Source organism: Bradyrhizobium sp. UFLA05-109 (assembly GCF_054185165.1).
In genome coordinates this window covers 24230-45384 of record NZ_JBBIAR010000043.1, presented here as the reverse complement: position 1 = coordinate 45384, position 21155 = coordinate 24230, and the positions used below count along the sequence as shown (strand labels likewise).

Sequence of the window (21155 nt, the reverse complement as noted above, 5' to 3'; positions counted from 1 at the left end):
ATTGGCGATCTCGTTGCCGTTCGGACCTGCGAGGCGGAATGAGCGAAGCGGTCAAAAGCGTAATGGGAGGCAGGCCGTAGGCGGGCACCGTTCGCTATTGACGGCGAGCGCCGCCTTGCATGCTGAACGGCGATGATGAGAGATCGCCGACCGCAGGCAGACAAGAAAAGGACGTGCGTTGGGTCGCTATTACCCAAAGCTGCTGTAGCGAAGGGGCAGATACGGTCCAAGAGGCGTTGGAACATTTCGGCTCATCGACGTCGGCATGGCTTGCGCCACATACGCCGTGCGATCTCATGCTCTTCGTCGCCCGACACATCGAGATAGACGGCTGTGCTACGCAGAGAGGCATGGCCAAGCCAGCGCTGAAGCAGGGTGAGCGGCACCTTGGCCTGAATGGCGCCAACGCCAAACCCATGCCGCAGCCCCTTCGGCATCGCCTGCGTTCCGACGACTTGGGCCCCGCACATGACCGCCTTCACATAACGCCAGGCCGTCGTACGGCTCCATCGCCAAAGCCGTTTGGCTGCAAGGCGCGGATCGCGTTGCGTCGCCCGCAGGTTGAAGGCCGAGGCTAGCTCTGCGACGAGCCACGGCGGGATCGGGACCTGCCGGACCACCCCACGTTTTCGGCGCTTCAGCGTGACGATGCTGACGACACCGGTTTCAAAATCTATTGACCCCGGCACCAACGCGAGCACTTCGGAAGTGCGGGCGCCGGTCCAACGCAACACAAGGCAAAAGAGCCGGATTTTGGGAGGTGCTCGGCGGGCTGCCGCGACGAAGCGGCGAAGTTCAAAGATGTTTAGGTATTTCCGGCTACCGGCCGGACCGAACAGGCTTCCGTTTCCATAGGGACGCTCGCGCATCGTCGCCTCGGCTGAAACAAAATGGCCGATAGTGTTTCAGCACGAGAAGTCCCCTAAAAATCTGCGAAGAACGTGCAATCGGCAGAAAACTCGCCTCAGAGTCTATCGGCTTTCACCAGCAAATATCAAGAGTCTTTCGGCAGTCTGAAACACTATCGGCCATTCTGTTATGCTTGGCCTCGATCGCTTCCAGGCGCCGCTCCGCTTCATGCCTTGATGAGGCGCATTTTCAATTCTCAGCAGGCGCCGCGCTGGGCTCTGCTTCTTGGAACCCTACTATCAAGTGAAATTGCCGTTCCGCATTGGACAATGACGGGCGTGCACGCGCAGGCCGATAATTCGGTGAAGGGCGCATCCTTGTCGGATGAAGAGCTCGCAAGAAAAGGGAAGGAGGCGTTGGACCGGAAGGACTACGCCTTTGCCCTTACCTACTATCGCCCGCTGGCGGAGCGCGGCGTTGCATCGGCGCAAATGGTTGTTGGCGCAATTTATGAACAGGGGATTGGGGTGCCCCAAGACTACCAGCAGGCGATGAGCTGGTACCAGCGCGCGGCGGCTCAAGGAAAAGCTGCGGCCAACACGCAGATTGGGGAATTGTATCTGGATGGGAAAGGTGTCGCCGTCGATCACGTTCAGGCCATGAGCTGGCTCATGAAGGCCGCGCAACAGGAGGAGCCGGAAGGGCAGTATATGCTCGGGCGCATGTACGAGCAGGGTCAGGGCACGAAGGTTGATTATGCGCAGGCGATGCAATGGTATGCGCGATCAGCCGCTCACAACTACCTCTATGCCGAACTCCGTATCGGATGGATGCATTTCAATGGGATCGGCACCCCCACGAACGCTGCGGCGGCGTTTCCATGGTTTCAGAAAGCGGCTGATCAGGGCCTCCCCGAAGCCCAATACATGATCGCCACGATGTACATGAATGGCATCGGGACGAAGAGGGACTATGCAGAAGCAATGCGTTGGTCTCTGGCAGCGGCAAACGCAGGCAACAGCGATGCTCAATATGGTGTTGGCCTGTTGTACGAGGGCGGATTAGGTGTTCCGGCCGACATGGAGAAGGCACGAAGTTGGTTCGCTAAAGCTGCCGCACAGGGCCATGCCGCAGCTAAAGCCGATTTGGCAAAGCTGACCGCCCGAAGAGCAAAGACGTCGGCGGACACCGTCGGCAAGGTGCCGCCGGCCCTCGAATTCAGATGCGTATTTGAGGCGCGGCTACCCGCCGTCCAGGCAGGCAATAGCCCGCAGGTCGTCGAAGCCAAATATGTCGACTGCCTGCGCTCAAACTGGAAGCGGCTATTTGGGTCGGCACCATTTCCGGCAGACCGATAGTTCCTTTCAGCGCGAGCGCTCCTGCATCTTTGGCCAAGTCGAATAGTCGAAATGATAAGGCTCGCCGGCACCTCCATTGATGTAGGCGGCCCAAGCTCTGCCCCCCGCTCCATGTCGAGGATTTCATCGCGGGACCAATCCCCCGAGACGATGCGCTCGTCGAAGGGATTCCAGATTTCATGCTGGAGATCGTGAGGCATGGCCGACTCCTTGGTGCCGATCCTATCCGACTTCGACAAATTGCGTCGCGGAATGTCTCGTAACGCGGCCTTGAGCTTCCGAAGGCGCTCAGGTCATCGCAGCGACGCCGGGTGGAAACACGCAACATAGGAGGGGCGGGTCTAAACAGGGATGGCAGCCAACCCTTCCCGCCCACATCCTCGACGCTCAGCTGCCTCTCGACGGTGTCGATGGTCGCCATGGAGCAAGTGCGAAGGTAATCAAATTCCGGATCGACCTTGCCCATTTCCAGCCTTCGGTCATGACGGGGGCGGCGACCGATTGAATCTTCTCGCGCACGAGGCGGTTGAGCAGGGCGGCATCTCGCGGGCGAGCCTCATCGGAATGCGCGGCCATCCTTCCATACGCGCAGCGTGATCGTGTTAACATGGGTACCGACTGGAGCAAATGAGCCTGCCGGAAGATCATCCCAGCGTGCGTTCAGTCGTTTCATGTGCTCACGGAAAGCGCGTGCCTTGCGGGTTTCGCGAAACTCCGTGCCTGCCGACATGACCGCAATGAGAAAGCCGTCGGGCTTCAGGAATGTGAGAGCATGCATGACGTGGTCGATGTCGCGTTCGCGGTCAAAGGGCGGATTCATAACAACGCGATCGTAGAGCGAACTGGCGTCAGGTTTGAGGCTTAGAAAATCGCATGCCAGCACGCGGCGGAAGAGTCCCTCCCCACGCAGCGCCTCGGCAAGACTGGATTGGATCTCCACGCAATCCACGACGGCGCGGTAAGTGTATTCTCTCCGTTCACTGCTGTGTCGCTCGAAGCTCGTTCGCCCCGCAGCGCAGCGCCGCGCGAGGCTTCCGCTCCCGGCGCTTGGCTCGAGGATGGTCAATGGGGCGTCATCCTTCTCCCTGTGTAGTGGCGTCTTGTTGATGACCACTTCGGCAACGGCATCGGGCGAGGGAAAGAAGCCGTAATTCCTGGCGGGAGTAGTCTTGGCAGTGAATAGTCCTCCGTCATCGTCGGGCGTTTGGCCATCGGGGATGACCTCGCCATAATACTCGGCCAGAAGCTTGTTGACCTTTTCGACTAGATCATCGCGCTTAAACCAGACATGGGCGTTTCCGTTCTTGTAGACGCAGACCTTGAAGTACTCGGACTCCACGATGCCTTGTCGGGGTCCGAATGCTCCATTCCGAGAGTGGTGAAGCTTTCCGACGATTCCCGTGTAGCTCTCGCGCATGAGCTGCCCATCGAGGACTGTGAAAGTACGTTCGATATCGAGGAGTGTGGCGTCGAGGCTTCGGTGATAATTCCACCATCCGTTTTCATCGAACATGCGGGCGAGGATCACGCGGCTGCCGAGCTTGAAGCCGTCATGGCTGCGAAAGCGACGGTCGAGATTTGAGAAGCAGTCCGCAATGCCGCGCCGGAAGATGGTGCCGGCATCCTCCGCGAACTGGTGAAGGGTGGCGTAAATGTTCTCAACCGTGGCTTCCGGTGGATCGCTAAGGAGTTGCTGATGCAACTGGTCTTTGGCTCGCTTGTCCATCAATTGCTCGAGGTCGCATATCCTTATGATATGGCTCCATACGTCTGTATCGATCATCCGGCGAGCCTGACCGCTGTAAGTTGCCAAATTCGGAAGCTCCGGCGGGGTAAGAAAGCGCGCCTTTTCATCCCGGAGATGGTGATTGTAGCGGTCCTCGCCGGAATATACCGCACGTGCGGCAAGGCTGGCCGCCTCGACGGCGCTCGCCGCCAGGGAAAGTGCCTTGTGCGCTTCATCGTAGAGAGCGAGTGCATGATTGCGCTTGCCCACAATGATTTCTACGGTCTCGCGGGGAACGATTGCGGTTGACGGACCTGTCCGGTTGTCAGAAGGACTATCGCGGGTGATGCTCATTGTTTTTCTTCTCAAGGCTGGGGTTGTGCGCGGCAAAAGGCCGCCATAACCCCTGCCTCGCGGCGAGCAGCGGGTGCGCAAGGCGCAAGGGTCAGGGATCTTGCACAGCAAGATTTTTGGGGGGACCGCGCGGAGCGTGGGGGAACCAAAACCGAAGGCCCGCCCTTGTGCCGCGCGAGGGCGGAGCCCTAAGCGACCGGCCACGGCAGTGGCGAAAGAATGCTCAAAGAAAATGCCGCGCGCGGCGCGTCCCAAGAGCAGGATTTTCTACGACAGCCCGGCGAGTGGTGGGGGTGGCGCACCGCGTGGTGCTGAAAACGACACTATGCGTGGCGTGCCAATCGCGCAGAATAGTGAGCCTGCTCTCACATCCCCGAGGCTCAATGACAATGCGAATGGTCCCTCTCGATCCCGACGTCGCGGACACGGCGCCGGCCGACCCGGTTGCCCTCACCCCTTACGATCACGAACACGCAATCACCTATCTGCGTCTGCTGGATGCCGGCGCGGAAGGGGCTGATTGGCGCGAGGTGACGCTGACCGTTCTGCATATCGACGCCGCTCGCGAACCGTCCCGCGCTAAACAGGCCTATGACAGCCATCTGGCACGCGCCAGGTGGATGACCGAGCACGGCTACCGGCTCCTGTTAAAATACGACTGGCCTGCATCGAATTAGATCCCACCTTAAGACCGGCGTGCGCGAATGCGCATCGCCCCGCTGAAATGGCACCCGGGCCGTGTGAGCATAGCGACCCGAAGGGACACGCGGAACGAGTGCAGCGCCGAGACCGGTTAAAAGGCGCACCCGGGAACGCGGCAGTGATAGCGTTCGCCGCAGGCGAGCCGCTTTCCCGAGTGCCCCCGGCGAGGCGCACATAAGCCCTGGCGCGAGGGATCGTTACCTTTGGCCGAGACCCGCGCTTGCGGGGCTCGGTGACACCCGCGCGTGCGGGTGGAGTAGAGCCCGGTGCCGTCGGCACGCGCTAGCAATGAGCGAAACGCTTCGCTTGACGGGCTGAGAGAACCTTCTTAGGTTTGTATTGGCCTCAAGCACAGGCCGGTGTGCCCACCACGCGAAGCAATGCGGTGCTTTTCCAAACCAGCTCTGAAGATCCTTCCCTTTGGGCGGACTTGATTGGCAGTGGGCACGCAGTCTGGTCCGTGATCGAAGGAATGGACCATGACACTCCGTAATGAACTACAATCACTGAAAATAATTGCTAAGCGCATCGCGCGCGCGAAGCGCATTGCGCATCACGAAGCGCTCGATCTGATCGCAGGCAAGTTAGGCCAACCACACTGGAAGGCTTTAGTGTCCGCATGGGAAAAAGGCTGGAGGCCCGAGCCTGACGCTGTTGACATGCTCGCCAGCTCAGAGAAGACCATCGACGCCGATGTGATGGCAATTCCGGTGTTGGGCATCGGCCAGGGAGTCGAGGAGCACGGGTTCATCGACGGCCGTCCCTATATCCTCACGATCGATTTCGAGGTGGTCATGGCAGAGATCGGTTGGTGGTCCATTCTGTTGGAGCACGCGCCATCCGAACAGCCCTATATCGAGGTTTATGATCAAAGCGCCGACAATCCGATCTTAAATCCGGAATTCAGGGCAAAGGCACTCGCCATTTGCAACGATGGCGTTGAAAGATTGCGTGCCCGTATTGCGGCGGATTGGCCCCGGCGCTCGACGAAGCCGGATGCGGACGGCAATGCACAACACCCTTTGTCGAAGGGTGTAGCGAGCAAATGGTATTGCCTCCACTGCGACGGCGCGTTTGCCGCCGCGCAGATGGCTGACAATCTGTGGCACTGTCCAAAATGCGGCGCGACGCCAATCGACATATTTATGACGCCGTTCTGGAAAGCGGCCTGATAAATTCGCCCCTCTTGCGCTAGGGATCGTTACCCGACGGGCCGAGACCCCGGCTGGCTTACGGGGGCTCGGCGAGCTTGCCCATCGAGCCCGGTCCGCATGAGCGGACGCGCCCTCTCACATGGGACGCGTGCAAAGGCGACGTGCTGTAGCGTCAAGCGGAGACTGACCCGCCATTTGCGCTTCCATGCGCGCCTACGAGCGTGCTCCACTTGGCAAGCGAGTCGCCGGGCAACAAATCGGTGGTCGGAGATAGAAGACAGCTCGCGCGGCCCTCGTCGTTGGTAAATCCTGAAGCCCCAATACCTAACCAAAAGAGCGCTAGGTCCTTGTCAGAGGTACAAAGCATCGTTGGATGCTTGGGAATCAACCCGAACATAGCCATCAGGAGTTTGATGGAGCGCAAATCGGCCAGGGCGTTGTTGGCTTCTTTCGAAGAATATGCCGGTTTGAACTTTAGCAAACCGCGCGCAGGACTTTTGCCATTGGCCACCGACACGGCGCTCAGCGCCGCCAAAACGACAAGCGAGTTCTTCTCCACGCCATGGGTTTGCGCCGTCCCGACTATCAGTTCCCAAATCGCATCCCTTTTCTTCCCCGCGATCGGTCCCGCCAAATGAGGCGCGATGTCCAGAAGGAAGGCTTTTTCGCGCGTCATTTTGGCTTGGCCGTCCTGAAGGAGGCCGATTGCACCTTTCAATCCGAACTCGTCAGCAGCGGCAATAAACGCCTTGGGGAGCGCCACTTGTAAAGCCCTTGCAGCCCATTCGAGTTGATCCCTCATCACCGCGAGTGTCGGATTGTCCTGTGCCTTACCTTCGAATGTGTAGAGGACCGGATTGATACGGAGCCCTGTCTGATTGAAGAGGTCGAGAAAATCTTTGTCTTGAATCCTCTTCTTTTCACCGTTCCGGAAGCGCCCTACAAGGTCGACAACGATGCAACGGTCGAGCAAAACCGTCATGCCTGCAGTAACAGCCAGGCCGGATGGAAGCCAACCACCTGCAACCAGACCGATTCCTTTCGATTTGAAATCGGTCTCCAGCGACGTCGACACCGATGCTATTTGTCCCGGCTCTATTCCAGGTATCTCACTTCTAACGACTTCAGCATGCTGCCAATTGAGAGGGATGATGAGCCGGTCACCGTTCGCTGCGTTGACGAGGTCTGCATAAGAGAGCGGAACAAGTTTGACATTCGTGAAAACCGCTCTCCGACCGGTCTCCAGCTCCTGGTAGGCCCATTCGGCAGAGCCAGGCTGATTGGAAAGGAAGAGCTGCATCGGCGTTCTGGTCCACGGTTTGGTGCAGGCCTTAGCTCCTAGTTAAGTGCTGGTCGGATGACTACAAGCCTTCCATTCGCAGCGGGAGACAATGCACGCCGGTCGATCGAACCCGCCGATCCTATCTCCTAGGGGCTCGGCGAGCTGTAGAGCCCGACGCCGCAAAGCAACCGCGTCCACGTTTCGAAAGAGCCAGTTGATATCTGGGCAGAGAGGAGACTCTCTCAAAGCTTCGCGAGCTCAAGCTGCCCGAGGAAACGGAAAACCGCCATCGCCGCCTCGCAGAAGGAAGATAATCGTCCTGCCGCGCCGGCAACCGGCAACGATGGGCGCGGGACATTGCGCCATCCGCCCGCGTTTCCGTCTCCGTGAAGCTGTACGTAGCGGCCTAACTTGAACGCGAGCATTGACGCTTGCCCCTGATACACTGACACTCCCGGTGTTTTCGAGGGAATGCGATCGACTCAAAATCAAAAGTCACGATCTGCGATGCGGGCTAACAACGCCGTGGCATAACTATTCGGTCGCCCGGGCGCTATCCGCTCAGTCCCGCCGCAGGCAGGATTTCAGGAGCCGCGAGGTCCATCAAAATGCTCAGGGCCATAGCCAGAGAATTGAACGCAGTCGCGGCAATGCTGCGAGAAGCCGCCAGCGGCAAACTGAGCCTCAGCCGGTGTGAACGAGAAGTGGATCTGAAGTTGCGACGGCTGTCATTCCGCCTGGAGATGACTCAGTCGGTTACAGAGGCCTTCGCGGACCTGAATGCCGCTGTGAAGCATTTCGCATCCCATGCAAACCCCTCGGACAAGGAGCAAGCAAAAACCGAGCTTCACGCTGTGCTCGAATGGCTGGGCTTGCTGGGAGCTGCGCTTGAAAATGCCACATTGCCCTATGCAACGCGCAATGAAGCCGAGGAGTTTGCGCGGCGATCGCGCAAGAATCTCATCTATGTCGTTGAAGGACAGAAGCATGGCGCCGCTGTTCATGTCGTCACGCAACTCACAACTTCATTGCTGGGCCTTGTCGTTTACCCCTACGAGAAGGGGTTTGCGGAACTGGTTCAGAAGCTCAGCCTGGCGGAGTTGGAAGCTCAGGGCTGGCCGCATTGGGATATTTCGCTGGGGGCAGAGCATTGCCAGACGCTCGGACAGCTTGGAAATCGCCTGCGCAATGCCATCGCGCATCGGCGGGTGACATTCTCAACCGACAGCCCGGCGATCGAGGAAGTTGAACTCGAGTTCGAAGATCAGAGGCCGGGCGCTGTCGCGCCGCATTGGCGAGCAGCCATTTCGGCCATTGGCATGCTGGAGTTCTGTACGCTGTTTACGCAGCTCATAGAGAATGTTGTCGGCTAGGTCATGTACTCATCAAGCGGAAGTTGGCGCGAACGGCTCTCCCTGCGATCATGCTGCGGCCTGTTCGGGCACTTCGCCGGACCTGAGCAGGAGCGGGAGCCAGCCTGTTCCGGCCAGCAACTGCTCGGCGCGTTCGGCCATCGCCTGCTTCTTGAGGCCTGTGATCTGGCGTGCGGCATTGTCGCCAGCACCTTCACGTACCGCTTCGGCGATGCGATCCTTGCCGACGCGGCCAAGATAGCCGGTGACGGTCGGGTGCCAGTAGCGGGTCATGTCATGCGGCATTGCATGCGCAAGCGCCGCCGCATGCTCTAGGGAATTTGCCTGCGACTGGTCGCCGGGACGCTGGACGGCATTCAATGACAAAGATGCGCAGTGCGCGAGCAGGGACATCAACTCATCCATGCTGAGCGCAGCCACAAAGGACCAAAGTGCCCTTCCCTCGTTCGGCATTCTTGCTGCCCAATCCTCGTGCCGCGCGGCAATCGCTTGAGCCGCTGGCGTATCTTCAATGCCGGAAGCAGCGCTTGAAAGGGATGTGGCATTGAACGACAGGCCAAGGCAGGACAGGTTCTCGAAGCGGTAGAACGCCTTGGCGGCCAACGCGTGGGCAACCGCGATGAGCGCCAGTTCGGGAGCCTGCGCAAGGTCATTGCGCAGCGCCGCCGTCCGGTGCGCGGTCAGTTCGGCGACCAAGGCAGCGGAAAGCCCATCGGCTTTGGTGGCAGGCTTGTCTGAGGCTTCGGCCTCCTCACTCTCCTTCTCGCCTTCCTCCTGCGGCTCATCCTCGGGCCGCAGATAGCCGCGTTCGACACGGGCTTCGCCGACATGGCCAAGGGCGATGAACACGCCTGCGCGGGCGATATCTTCGGGGCGAAAGGTCTCTTCTGTGAGCGCAGCGATTTCCTGTTCGAGGCGCTCGATCTCGTTGAGTGTTTCCTCGGACGGATCATCCTGCTCGGCTTCGCTGCTGAGGGTTTCAAGCCGCTCTTGCAGGGCTTCCAGTTTCTGCTGATCCTCGGCGCTCAGCTCCCTCTCGACGGTTTCGATGGTCGCCATGGAGCAGGTGCGGCGGTAGTCAAATTCCGGATCGACCTCGACCCATTTCCAGCCTTCGGCCATGACGGTTTCGGCGGCGGATTGAAGTTTCTCGCGCACGAGCCGATTGAGCAGGGCGGCATCGGCCAGATAACCGCCTTCCTCATCGAACAGGTCGCGGATCACGGCGCCGCCTGCCTTCTCATAGACATCAAGGCCGACGAACACCGCTCGCCGGTCGCCGATTGAGACCTGTCCTTCAGTCAGGGCATGCAGGATGGCGCGGCGGCTCTTGTCCCAGCCCAGCGTTTCCCAAACCTGCTGTTGGCGGGCATGATCGTCCGTAACGGTGAAAGCGGTCAGTTGCTCGAGGTTCATCTCGTCAGCACGGTAGAGATCGAGCAGGGCGGGACTGACGGCTCCGAGCGAGAGCCGCTGTTTGACAACGGCGGCAGTAACGCCGAACCGGGCAGCGATATCCTCGACGCTCATGCCTTGTTCCATGTGAAGCTCGGCAAAGGCCTCGTATTCGTCGGCAGGATGCATGTTTGAGCGTATGGCGTTCTCGGCGAGGCTGATCTCGGTCGCGTTGTGCTCGGTGTCCAGAATGCAGGGGATCGGCTCGTCCTTCTTGATTTCCTTGCGCTTGGCCCGCAGCACTTGCGCGAGGCGGCGTCCTTCGCCTGCATTGACCAGATAGTGGCCGGTCGGCTTGTCCTTGGGACCGAGTTCGGGTTCGATGACAGGAAATTGCAGCATGCCGAGGGAAGCGATGCTGGCGGCGAGCGCCTCGATTTCCGCAGGTGTGTGCGGCACCTTGCGCACATTCTTCAGCGACTTCTTCAGTTTGCCGAGCGGCACCATCACGATGTTGCGGGCTTCGGTGGATGTCTTGGTTCTGTTGCTCATTGTTTTCTCCTTAAGGCTGGGGTTGTGCGCGGCAAAAGGCCGCCATAACCCCTGCCTCGCGGCGAGCAGCGGGTGCGCAAGGCGCAAGGGTTGAAGGAAGTTGCGCAGCAACTTTTTTGGGGGGACCGCGCGGAAGCGCGGGGGAGCCAAAACCCGAAGGGACTGCCCTTGTGCCGCGCGAGGGCGGAGCCCTAAGCCTAACCCCGCGGAAGCGGCCGAAGAATGCGGGTAGGGCGCCGGCTCAGCGAACGGGTCGGTCCGTATCGACGTGAAAGTCGACCCCCCTCGAACTTACGGCCATCGCAAATTGCTATCCGCCAGGACGGACCAGCTACAAAATTTGCACGTGACGGTTGCGTACGGCTTTGGCGCGTGTGACACTGCGCATGGGAGCTGCCTGTTCTAAAGCCGTCGTGTGGGGGATCCTCTGTCACAAGTTGCTCGGCGCAGCAGTCACACTTGTGGCGCCGTAAGCCTTCGGCTGAGCAAGCCACGAGGTGGCGCCTCCTCTACGGACGACGCCGCTCCCATCGACTAAAGACTCGATAGGACTCACGATGAAGACTTCATTCTGACGTTCATCCGGAAACAGCGTAGCGCAGATTCACCCGGAGCTCGTTAAACAATTCGCGGATCGCATTTTTAGAGGCATTTTCAGATGGCGCGTACTCCAACAAAAATTGAGAAAGCAAAGGTTGATGGCGATGTAGTGTGGAAGCTGGTTGACGCGAGATGCAAAGCACTATCGGACGTCATCGCTGCGACACGCGTACCCTTTCTCCTTGCCTTGAGTTGGGCTCTTCTTTGGTTTTGGGCGCTATACGCGACGGAACAGGGATATATCCAGACTTATCGCGCAAGGTACGCCGCCATTTCTTCGCTTGTCGACTCCCGAAATCCTGGTGATGCTCAACTGCTAAAGAATATCTGCGACGCCTACGTATTGAAACAAGCTTCTCTGCCTTCTTCGGTGGAAGGCGAACACGTAGGCATATCGGACGAATTTAGGCTCAACTACTGCAAAACGCTGGTCAACGCTCGCAGAGATTTCGCAGAGAAGACTTACTCTGAGCAATGGCTGATTTCCTTTCCGGGTGGGTTTGGAAAGATTCACGTCACCGACCTCGGGATCGTTGGCAACTTGGCATTTGTCTTGATCCTGTCATGGACATTCTACGCAATTCGACGTGAAAATCTGGCAGTGGAATCATTTGTGAGATCCGACGCAGACAGAAGGAATGGCTACTGGATTCCAAAGAAGTTCAATCTTGTGCCCCAAGGCGACATTTTTTCCGGCGCCCATTTAGCCTACGCTTATCAAGTAGTCGCGCAGCGATTTCTCTTCATAATTGCGACCAATTCCCGCCCCTTGCTCGCAACAACCATTGTCCTTTGCGTATTTCCAGCGGCTGTATCGTTCCTGGATCTTCTTACGGACCTGAGAGATATTTTCACCCATACCTTCGGGACGGAGGTCACGATCCGGGTGATGATTGGAATGGTTCTTTTTGGAATTGTCTGCCTGCTGACGGCTCGGATAGCTATGTACATAGTAGATACCAGCGTGCTGCTAAATGGATGGAATCTTGCGGTCCGCGATGTCTGGATGAAGGATTGGAACGACCCCAAGGACGAGGCTGCTCCAGCGGTGATGATCGACAGAATGGAGCAGAAAGCGTCCCGCGCATAGTTTGAAACCACATGTCCCTCTCACGTTGCGCGAGAGCATCGGACAGTCCACACCATCAGGGGAACGCAATTTGTCACTTGTCTTGCCTGCAAAGAGACCATTCAGCGTAAGGAGGGCAGCGTTCTCCGCCACAATTGGCAACATGCTGGAGTTTTATGATTTCATCACCTACAGTTTCTTCGCCATCCAGATTGGACATACCTTTTTCCCCACACAGAGCGAGTATAGCAGCCTTATGCTGTCGCTTGCGACGTTCGGCGCAGGTTTTGTTACCCGCCCCATCGGCGGCATCGTGCTTGGCGTTTATTCGGATCGGATAGGCCGGCGGCCGGCGATGCTGTTGAGTTTTGCGCTGATGGGGAGCGCGATACTGACGATATCGCTCACGCCATCCTACGAAGCCATCGGCCTCGCAGCACCGATCATCGTGATTGCCGCGCGCATGGTTCAGGGATTTGCGCTCGGCGGCGAAGTTGGACCTACCACGGCCTATCTCTTGGAGATCGCCCCGCCGGAACAACGGGCCTTGGTCGTCGCGTGGCAACCGACGAGCCAGCAAGTTGCCGCTACCGCCGGCGCGCTGGTCGGGTTCATTTTGAGCAAGACGATGCCGCCCGAGGCGCTTGACGCTTACGGTTGGCGGATCGCGTTCCTGCTCGGGGTTATCTGCCTGCCCTTCGGATTCTGGATGCGCCGGACGCTACCGGAGACGATCCCGCAAGCGGAAAGCGGCACTGCCTATCCCGAGAAGTCGGGCCATCTTCGATTGGCGCGCCGATACATCGGCGTAATCGTGCTTGCCATGATGATTTTGGCGAGCGGCACGATTTCGACCTATGTGACGCAATATGTGACGACCTACGCCCAGAATACGCTTCACGTGCCCCCGCCCGTGGCGTTCGCCACCTCTGTTGTAAGCAATGGCATCCAAATCATTGGGGCACTCCTGGGGGGCTGGCTCGCGGACCGATACGGGCGCAAGCCCGTTATGATAGGCCCGCAACTCATTGCACTCCTTCTAACGTATCCGACCTTCCTTTGGATGGTCGAGGCACCTGGTACGTCCTCGCTGCTGTTCGGCTTCGGCGTGCTATCGCTGATCGGATCGGTGCCATATACGGCCTTTTATGCGACCTTCATCGAGGCACTACCGCAACAGATCCGTGGCGGTGTATTCGCCACCGTCTACGCGGTTGCGATCGCAAGTTTCGGCGGTACTGCGCAGCTCGTGGTTACATGGCTTCTCCACGTGACCGGACATCCGCTGGCGCCAGCGTGGTATCTTTTGTTGGCCGGGGTGGTCGGTCTCCTGGCCATGAGCCTGATGCCGGAGACTGCGCCAGTGCTGATCGGCAATAAGGAACAGCAAGGATAACCCACTCCCAGATGCGGTTCGCCAAGCCCTAGCTCGCAAGCCCCTCGACTGCGCGGTGAGCTGTAGCTAATGGACGTGCTCGACGACAAAAGCGCGTCCCAGGCGATTAAATCACTCCAGCGAGAACAGCTCGAACCCAGCAGGACTACTGGAGCATGCTCCCTTGCCTCGCTGACGAGGGCCATACTCGGCCATTGGTCAGTATTCAGCCTGAATAGGCGTGCGCCAGCGGCGCATCGTCCACGTGAAATGGCACCCGGGCCGCGTGAGCATAGCGACCCGAAGGGGCACGCGGAACGAGTGCAGCGCCGAGACCGGTTAAAAGGCGCACCCGGGAACGCGGCAGTGATGGCGTTCGCCGCAGGCGAGCCGCTTTCCCGAGTGCCCCCGGCGAGGCGCACATAAGCCCTGGCGCGAGGGATCGTTACCTTTGGCCGAGACCCGCGCTTGCGGGGCTCGGTGACACCCGCGCATGCGGGTGGAGTAGAGCCCGGTCCGCACAGCGGACGCGCGCAGGAATGGGTGGTTTCCCAGGTCCATCCGACTAAGTCCTCGGCCAAAGAAAGTGATCATGCACCAGCGCGGCTGCGGAATCCCCGGCGAGAATTTGCCGCAACTGGTTCATAACCGGTTCAGAAAGAGCATGCTTCCATCCCGGTCGTAGTCGTCAAATGCTTTGCGCTTCCGAGGGTCAAAATGAGTAACCGTACTGCCGCTCGCTGGATTGCCGCAGCAACGATTTGCGGGGCGCTGGCTATCCCCGCTTCGTCTTCCGCGGTCGAGCCGACAACTGTAATCGCCGTGATTGGGGGAGTTATCAAAGCCGTTCAGGGCTTCAGCGCCAACAAGAACAGCGCGGAGTGGGAAGCGTCCGCGTCGGGAAAGCTCGATCAGATCATTGAGCAAAACAAGCAGATCATCGCCGACATCCGTGATCTGCGGTTGTTCGTACCGGAGGCGCTCGAGACACAGTACAAAAACCAGCTCGCAAAGCAGGCAAATTCTTACGTCAATCGCTTTCAAGTCTACGTGCAAAACCCTTACCCCAGCCCCAAGCTGATGTTGGACCTGCGGGAGGATGCCGAGAAACTGTCACTGTTGTTCATCGAGGAAGGCCCGAGTGTATATCCGGCGACGGCCGCAGCTACGACGCTGACATTGGCGATCTATGCGAAGAGTGGGAATGTCACCAAAGAGGAGCGGAAGGCGTTTCTCGACAAGATGTTGGCCAAGATGGAAGTTTGGGCCGGTGACACTCCGGGCAACTTCGGCTACGCGATCGCTCAGGAAAGGAAGACCATCAACGACTACCGAACGAAGCTGGCGAGCTTCGCTCGTGGCCCGGAGGTCGAGCTTCATACTGCCAGGTCGAACATGTCCGGCGGAATGATAATGCCGAGTGGGTTCGAACGTCGGTTTCCCTGCACGCTCGTGCTCTATGGCGCTGTCAACATCGACGACCAAAAGCTCACGCAATCGGTAAACGCAACTGGCTCACGCGGTTGCGGTGCTGGCGATCGTTGGGATGACAAAACCTCGCAAGATTTTGCCAACGCGCGTGCAAATCAGATTCAGTCCGTGCTTGATAATATCAAGACCGCTCAGGATCGCCTGCGGACGATCGAGCACTATCGGAAGGACCTGCTCCTGATCATGGCCACTTTCAAGGACAACTTCGCCTAGGCGTTGGGCGCTCGCTGCCGACGGCGTGAGCGGCTGCGAGGACGATACTGACGGGGATATCGCCGCTCCTGCGGCCGCCGCCAATCGATTGCGGCCTATTCCAGAAAAGTTCGCAGTTGCCGGTGGAGATGACCCTTTTCCCAGCTGGAAGCCAGACCAGTGCCCTAAAAGGCCGGGGGCGCGAGGCCCCCGGCAAGTCTAGTTCTGCTTAGAGGCCGTTTCCGCAGCCTCCCCCGCCGTAACCGCCGCCCGGAGTGCCACAGCCGTCCCAACCGGTATTACCGGCAGGATTCATCCCGGCATGCGCGGGAGCCGCCTCGCGGTGTTGAACGTGGCTGCCGCCGGTTTGCCGGGGCTGGTTTGCCGCGACCAGGTTTGCTCTGTGCTGGGAGAGGGTCTTTATGAACCGGTCGAGCTGCTGAAGATTGAAGTAGCAGAGGACCACGCTGCGGTTATCGTCGCCGATGACTTCCATCGAAACCTGATTGAAAGAATAGTTGGAGGTTTGAACGATCATTGAAGATCTCCTTTGAAATTGGATAGAGACAGCGCGCATCAAATGCGTGCAACTGCCTGATAAGATTTTGGATTTGCATGAGCCGGGCCTCTCGTCCGAGGCAGCTCGCGAAACAAACAGGACCGGCGACCGCAGGGACGAAGGCTGGCCGCCTGGGAGATGCTCAAAAACAAAGGCGCCTTGGCGCAAAACTCGCGGGCCACATCTCCCGAGCCCGGAGCATCACCAATGTACAACATCGACACGCTTTAATCAACGCACGCGCCGCAACCTTACGAAGAATTCAGATTGGCTTGCCCGCTTTATCGGGACAGCAGGACCGGCTTTCAACGCGTGTAATCCGGCATGCTGGCGTTCGGCTGCACAGATTGGAAATAAGTCACGCGGTTGACCCAACCATCAAGGAAGTAAGCGCCGCCACCAAGGCCGCTACCAACGGAAAGTACTGTCATCGCAGGGATACTGATGCCCGCCCCCGTATTGTATGCGGTACCACTGAAGGCGGAATACACGTTTGATGAGTACGCAATCGCGCCCTTTATAAGACTGTTTGCGACTGTGCTTAGAGACGACTGCGTATAGACAACGGAATCGGCATTGATAATTGCCGCCTTGTCTGACCCGTTTGTCGCAGATAACGTTACAATGTTGTGTATCGAACCATCACTGAGATCGGCAAAGCGATGCGCATTCGCGCTATCGACATAAGGTATGATGCCGCTCGCCAGCAGCGTTCCTTGCCCCGCCGTGTACCACGCGCCATTTGCGCCAGCAGCTGTCGTACCGATGGTCATGGCATCGGCGCCGCGCGTCACCGCGGCCGCGGCTGTGGGAATGTATGAAGTCGGAAACGATCCTTGTTCAAGCTGAGCACCCCAAACCATGACTGACGAGTTCGCCGCCAAAGCCATTTGGGGGTAGACGTTACCGTTCGTCGTATTCGTGACCAGCTGCACATTGTATCTCGCCCAACTGCTTCCCGCGCCAACATTCGAATTCGTCGCACTTGAGTATTGCGATAATCCCGCAAAGCTCACAGTGGCCGTTCCAGTTGGGCTCCTGGCGAAGACAGAAAAGGTGAACGTGGTCCCTGAAGCGCCGGTCGGCGCCAGCGGCAGATAGAAATAGGCGCTTGATGAACTACTTGCATTCGTCAGCAAATACGCCGTGTTCGTCGAACCATCGAGCGCGGCTACAGCGCTCACTGTCGCGCTGGGTGTTCCGCTAGACGTACTCCATGTATTGAAGGCGTTCGAGCTGCCGATCAAATTCGTTCGGCTCTCTTCAATCAGCACGCCTTTCGAGGGATAAGGTGAAGCGGTTGGATCGTGGTCGAGCCGCGGTGTATCGGCGGGCGCGTTCTTCATCACCCCGGCGCCGTTGAAGTAAGTCCCGCCATTAGGGACGGAATACACGTCAGCCGACCGAGAAGCGGTGCTGGTACCGGTAGGAATGTAGTTTGTGAGATTTGAGCCTATCTCGATCTGGGCTCCCCAGGTGTAAATCGTGTTAGAGGCGGTGCTGCCGACTGGCGCAGTATCGATCGCAAGCCCAGCATGAGTGTTGGACGTTGAGCCAATCGCGATAAGAGAGAAACGCGTCGGCGTCGTCGTCAGGTTAACGTTCGCAGCATTGATGCACCCATAGCCGCCATCCAGCAGACAGAGGCGCGCTGTCACGGCGGATGGAGCCCACATCCAGACGCTTCCCGCAACGGTCACCGTACTCATGGCAACGCCAAGATCGGGATACTGAACTATTCCGGCACAGCCTGACGAGCCGGCAAGCTGCGTCGCCGTCGTCGTCCCGTCGGGAGCCGTTACGGCATTCTGGGTGATCGTAACGGCAGATGATCCATTGCAGGTATCAACGGCCCACGGGCTGGTACCGATCTGCCCTGATTGCAAGATGTAGTTGGTTGCTGCCGGCTCGATGAGAGTACCGGCATTCACCCATGAACTGCCATTGTAGGTGTAGTTGGTGCGGGCGACGTTCGTGCCGGCGGTTGAGAGCACGCCGCTGCCGTTGAAATAGGTCGCCGAACTGGCGCGGCTGACAAACACCTGGCCCTGGCTGCTATCGAGATAGAAGGGCGCGCCGCTCGCCGTGATGTTGTGGGTGCCCGAGCGCGTAAATGTCGCGCCTGCGCCGGTGATGAAATTGGCAATGCCGCTATAGGAAGTACCGTTCAGCCAGTAGCTATCGTTTGCGAAGTCCAGATCCAGCGTCGCGCCGTTGCGGTAAGTCTGGTTCGATTGCCAGTAACCGAGCGTGCCAACTTGGGCGCGCGCGAACCCGGCCGGCAGCGCCAGCGCAAGGACAAGGACCGCCAGCCTCAGTAGCTGGGTATCCATGCGACGAAAACGTAAGAGCCGGCGCGGCTGAACGAATAGACCGTCATGGTGCCCGAGGTCGTCGCGCCGTGGTTGCTGGGCATCTTGAATGTCAGGCCGGACTGGCTGAATGAGCACGTGCCGGTGGTCGTGCCTTCAATGAAAAGCTGATAGACGCCGCCATCCTTCATATTCGTAAAGGTGAAGGCGCCACAGCTCGCACTCGTGTATTGCGTGAGGCCCTGTGACCAGTCGATCGCCGTAGACGAGCCCGCATTGTTCGACTCGACGAACATCGAGCCATGGACATCGAGCGTCGCCTGCGGCAACGCCGTACCGATCCCGATTTGACCGGAAGTATTCATATAGAGGCCGAGAATGGTGCTCGCGCTATCCGCATACAGCCCAAACGCTTTCGATCCGGAATCGGGATGCATATTTCCGGACCCAGCGCCATAGCCATAATTGTATGTGACGGCGTATATTGCGTTTGCATCGACGGCAGACGACGCTTGGATCGTGCCAGCGACCTGAAGCGCAGATGTTGGACTCGTGACGCCGATCCCGACATTCCCCTGCGCGATGAGGCTATTGGTGGGTGCGGTGACGGTGCCTATATAGCCCGCGCCGATAACCTCGCCGCCTGAGACATCAAGCTTGTTCAGCGGTGCTGTCGTCCCAATGCCGACAAAGCCGCTTGTAAACAGAGTATTGCCGGTCGGGGTGATGCTCAGATCGCCTGCGTTCGTTGAGATGATATTGCTCGATGAACCATAGAAGCGCAGTCTTGAATATCCAGCTCCACCATTTTGGATTTGGAGGGTGGCATTCGAACTATTCGTAGCGGAAAAGACTGTTATTTCGCCGTATGGCTCGAAATACAGATAGCCGCTCGACGAGCCGGGTTGGGTGACCTGAAATAGCGGCCCTTTCCCAGAAAACTCTCCCAAAGCAAGATGGGCATTGTCTGTGGCGCCAGTCATAATGTCCAGAGGATAGGATGTTGCCTGCGACCCAATCCCAACGTTACCCTGAACGATAAGGCCGTTGGCGGGAGCGGTGGTGGTGCCGACATAACCTGCTCCGATGACCGAACCGCCGGAGACATCGAGCTTGTTCAGCGGCGTCGCTGTACCGATTCCGACGAGGCCAGTCGCGCTCAGTCGCATGCGCTCTGCGCCGCCGGTGTAGAAGGTCATGAGTCCACTGCCACCATTGGCGACGATTCTGATTTCGTTACCTTCGGTTGGAGATGCGTAACAGAATTGGCCTTGCTGACTTCCATCACTACCGCGCCGGAGGGTCAAACAGCCTGCATTGTTGGCGCTCCCAAGCGCTAACTGGCCAATCGTATTGCCGTTAGACCAAGCTCCCGGAATGTCGAGCAACGCCGATGGTGTCGTCGTCCCGATGCCGACATTGCCAGAGGAACTGATTACCATGGCGGTCCCGCTAGGTGGGGACGAATTGTTGACGTTGAACTCAATACCCTTGCCTAAAGTGCCCTGAACAAACGTATTTCCACCATTTGAGTCGTAACCAAAAAAGCCGCGTCCAACTGTATTCACGCTATCTGCACCGAAGGCTACATATGTAGGACCGGTGCTGTTAGCTCCGAACAAAGCAAGCTCCCCGCTACCATTATCGACAACCAGCTTGTAACTCGGCGACGTTGTCCCGATGCCGACGTTGCCGCTACCGTCTATGTAGAGCCGCGTTGATGAAGCGGCATTGTCGTAGATGAAGAAATTCTGAGAAGCGCTCCCATTTGCGTCGATGCCGACCTCCCATCTTGGGGAGGCAGCGCCATTGCCAAACCCGAGCGCCGATTTGTAACTCCCCGCGTTGACGTTATCGATGCGTATCCGAGGATAGTTGTTACCGCCTGTCCCGACGTTCCCAACAACATCGAGCACATCGACCTTTCCTGTTGTGGTTGGGGTGTAGACTGTAAGCAAGTTGGCTGGCGTTGCCGTTCCGATACCTACCCGACCGTTCGTGTTGTCCCACACGAAGCTACTACTACCCGAAAGTGCTCCGGAACTATTGAATTGCACTTGGCCATTCGATCCGCCTGCGGCCGCCGTGGTGCCGTGCGCCTGCCAGACGTTGGAGACGCATTTCAGGATGTTGCCGTTGGCATCCGGCCAGCCGTACAGCATATTTGTGCCGTCGCATGCGGCACCTGCCGTTCCGACCGAATAGCCGGGCCTGCTCGCATATTGTGCCCACGACAGGTTCGGACAAAGGGCCACCGACAAGCCAGCCAGTACGACTACTGCGCGAAGCGCGTTAGGCCATTTCATTCAGCTTTATCGAGGCTGACATTTCGCCAGCTCGTTCCGTCGCAAAGTTGAAGATGCTTGTCGGTGTAGCGGAGAGAGCCCGAATTCTTGTCCGTGCAGCCGACGCCTGACGAGCCGACTTTAACTTCACCCTGATAAACGTCGAGGTGCGCGACTGGAGTCGCGGTGCCGATGCCGACGCAACAATGATTGGCGCCGGAGAAGATCATGCCGCCGAGCGGATCGGTTTTCGGAGATGCCTTCGGCTGATCGGCGGCGCTGATAGCGGGCGCGAACAGGGCCAGGAATAGCGACAGGATACAAACGCAACGCTTCACAGAAACTCCCTTCCGGAAAGCTCGGAAAGACACCGGGAAGAGAACCTTCCACTGGCGAGCACGGGAGTTCAGAAGTCGTGTCTAGACGACTGCGACGGCCTTTGGCCGCGAGGCTTGGACATCCAGAGTCATGCCTAAGCAGGACTCCGCCGCCGCCTCCCGGCCCATAGGGACGAAAGGCAGCGTTTT

At 58.5% G+C, this 21155-nt stretch carries 15 protein-coding genes; 7 read left to right on the top strand and 8 right to left on the bottom strand.

What is annotated here, in order from left to right; all coding sequences use genetic code 11:
• Nucleotides 1-251 precede the first annotated feature (251 nt).
• Entirely contained in the window at nt 252-869 is a 618-nt protein-coding gene (locus Q3C01_RS28115; RefSeq protein ID WP_458148539.1) for a tyrosine-type recombinase/integrase, read from the bottom strand.
• 309 nt (nt 870-1178) lie between these two features.
• Between Q3C01_RS28115 and Q3C01_RS28110 the strand changes: the two genes are divergently transcribed.
• Nucleotides 1179-2207 (top strand): tetratricopeptide repeat protein, encoded by a 1029-nt coding sequence (locus Q3C01_RS28110; protein WP_458148538.1) that lies wholly within the window; start codon nt 1179-1181, stop codon nt 2205-2207.
• Between the two features lie 556 nt (nt 2208-2763).
• On the opposite strand, the gene Q3C01_RS28105 is transcribed toward Q3C01_RS28110, so the two are convergent.
• Nucleotides 2764-4287 (bottom strand): DUF4942 domain-containing protein, encoded by a 1524-nt coding sequence (locus tag Q3C01_RS28105; RefSeq protein ID WP_458148537.1) that lies wholly within the window; start codon nt 4285-4287, stop codon nt 2764-2766.
• Nucleotides 4288-4676: 389 nt separating this feature from the next.
• Between Q3C01_RS28105 and Q3C01_RS28100 the strand changes: the two genes are divergently transcribed.
• Together Q3C01_RS28100 and Q3C01_RS28095 are read left to right on the top strand one after the other, a co-directional pair.
• Nucleotides 4677-4964 carry a DNA -binding domain-containing protein gene (locus Q3C01_RS28100; protein WP_458148571.1) on the top strand — a complete coding sequence of 96 codons (288 nt, stop codon included), beginning with the start codon at nt 4677-4679 and terminating at the stop codon, nt 4962-4964.
• A 504-nt stretch (nt 4965-5468) separates the two neighbouring features.
• On the top strand, nt 5469-6161 hold the full coding sequence (locus Q3C01_RS28095; protein WP_458148536.1) for a hypothetical protein: 693 nt from the start codon (nt 5469-5471) through the stop codon (nt 6159-6161).
• A 154-nt stretch (nt 6162-6315) separates the two neighbouring features.
• Here the strand turns inward: Q3C01_RS28095 and Q3C01_RS28090 are convergent, their stop codons facing one another.
• Nucleotides 6316-7443, bottom strand: coding sequence for a hypothetical protein (locus tag Q3C01_RS28090; protein WP_458148535.1), 1128 nt, complete (start codon nt 7441-7443; stop codon nt 6316-6318).
• 632 nt (nt 7444-8075) lie between these two features.
• Between Q3C01_RS28090 and Q3C01_RS28085 the strand changes: the two genes are divergently transcribed.
• The gene (locus Q3C01_RS28085) at nt 8076-8798 is read left to right on the top strand and encodes a HEPN family nuclease (protein WP_458148534.1); all 723 of its coding nucleotides are present in this window, start codon (nt 8076-8078) and stop codon (nt 8796-8798) included.
• 48 nt (nt 8799-8846) lie between these two features.
• On the opposite strand, the gene Q3C01_RS28080 is transcribed toward Q3C01_RS28085, so the two are convergent.
• Entirely contained in the window at nt 8847-10745 is a 1899-nt protein-coding gene (locus tag Q3C01_RS28080; RefSeq protein ID WP_458148533.1) for a ParB/RepB/Spo0J family partition protein, read from the bottom strand.
• Between the two features lie 658 nt (nt 10746-11403).
• Here Q3C01_RS28080 and Q3C01_RS28075 point away from each other — a divergent pair.
• The 3 genes from Q3C01_RS28075 to Q3C01_RS28065 all read left to right on the top strand — a co-directional run bounded on the left by Q3C01_RS28075 (nt 11404) and on the right by Q3C01_RS28065 (nt 15493).
• Nucleotides 11404-12435, top strand: a complete 1032-nt coding sequence (locus tag Q3C01_RS28075) for a hypothetical protein (protein WP_458148532.1) — start codon at nt 11404-11406, stop codon at nt 12433-12435.
• Nucleotides 12436-12517: 82 nt separating this feature from the next.
• The gene (locus Q3C01_RS28070) at nt 12518-13810 is read left to right on the top strand and encodes an MFS transporter (protein WP_458148570.1); all 1293 of its coding nucleotides are present in this window, start codon (nt 12518-12520) and stop codon (nt 13808-13810) included.
• A 696-nt stretch (nt 13811-14506) separates the two neighbouring features.
• On the top strand, nt 14507-15493 hold the full coding sequence (locus Q3C01_RS28065) for a hypothetical protein (RefSeq protein ID WP_458148531.1): 987 nt from the start codon (nt 14507-14509) through the stop codon (nt 15491-15493).
• A gap of 208 nt (nt 15494-15701) precedes the next feature.
• Here Q3C01_RS28065 and Q3C01_RS28060 read toward each other — a convergent pair whose 3' ends face one another.
• From Q3C01_RS28060 to Q3C01_RS28045, 4 genes are all read right to left on the bottom strand, one after another.
• Nucleotides 15702-16010, bottom strand: a complete 309-nt coding sequence (locus Q3C01_RS28060) for a hypothetical protein (RefSeq protein WP_458148530.1) — start codon at nt 16008-16010, stop codon at nt 15702-15704.
• Nucleotides 16011-16336: 326 nt separating this feature from the next.
• Nucleotides 16337-18364 (bottom strand): phage head spike fiber domain-containing protein, encoded by a 2028-nt coding sequence (locus tag Q3C01_RS28055; RefSeq protein WP_458148529.1) that lies wholly within the window; start codon nt 18362-18364, stop codon nt 16337-16339.
• Nucleotides 18346-20649, bottom strand: coding sequence for an autotransporter outer membrane beta-barrel domain-containing protein (locus Q3C01_RS28050; RefSeq protein WP_458148528.1), 2304 nt, complete (start codon nt 20647-20649; stop codon nt 18346-18348). The genes Q3C01_RS28055 and Q3C01_RS28050 overlap by 19 nt, the downstream gene beginning before the upstream one ends.
• Nucleotides 20646-20966: a hypothetical protein gene (locus tag Q3C01_RS28045; protein ID WP_458148527.1), complete on the bottom strand. Its 321-nt coding sequence runs from the start codon at nt 20964-20966 to the stop codon at nt 20646-20648. Before Q3C01_RS28045 ends, Q3C01_RS28050 begins: the two co-directional genes overlap by 4 nt.
• Nucleotides 20967-21155 lie beyond the last annotated feature (189 nt).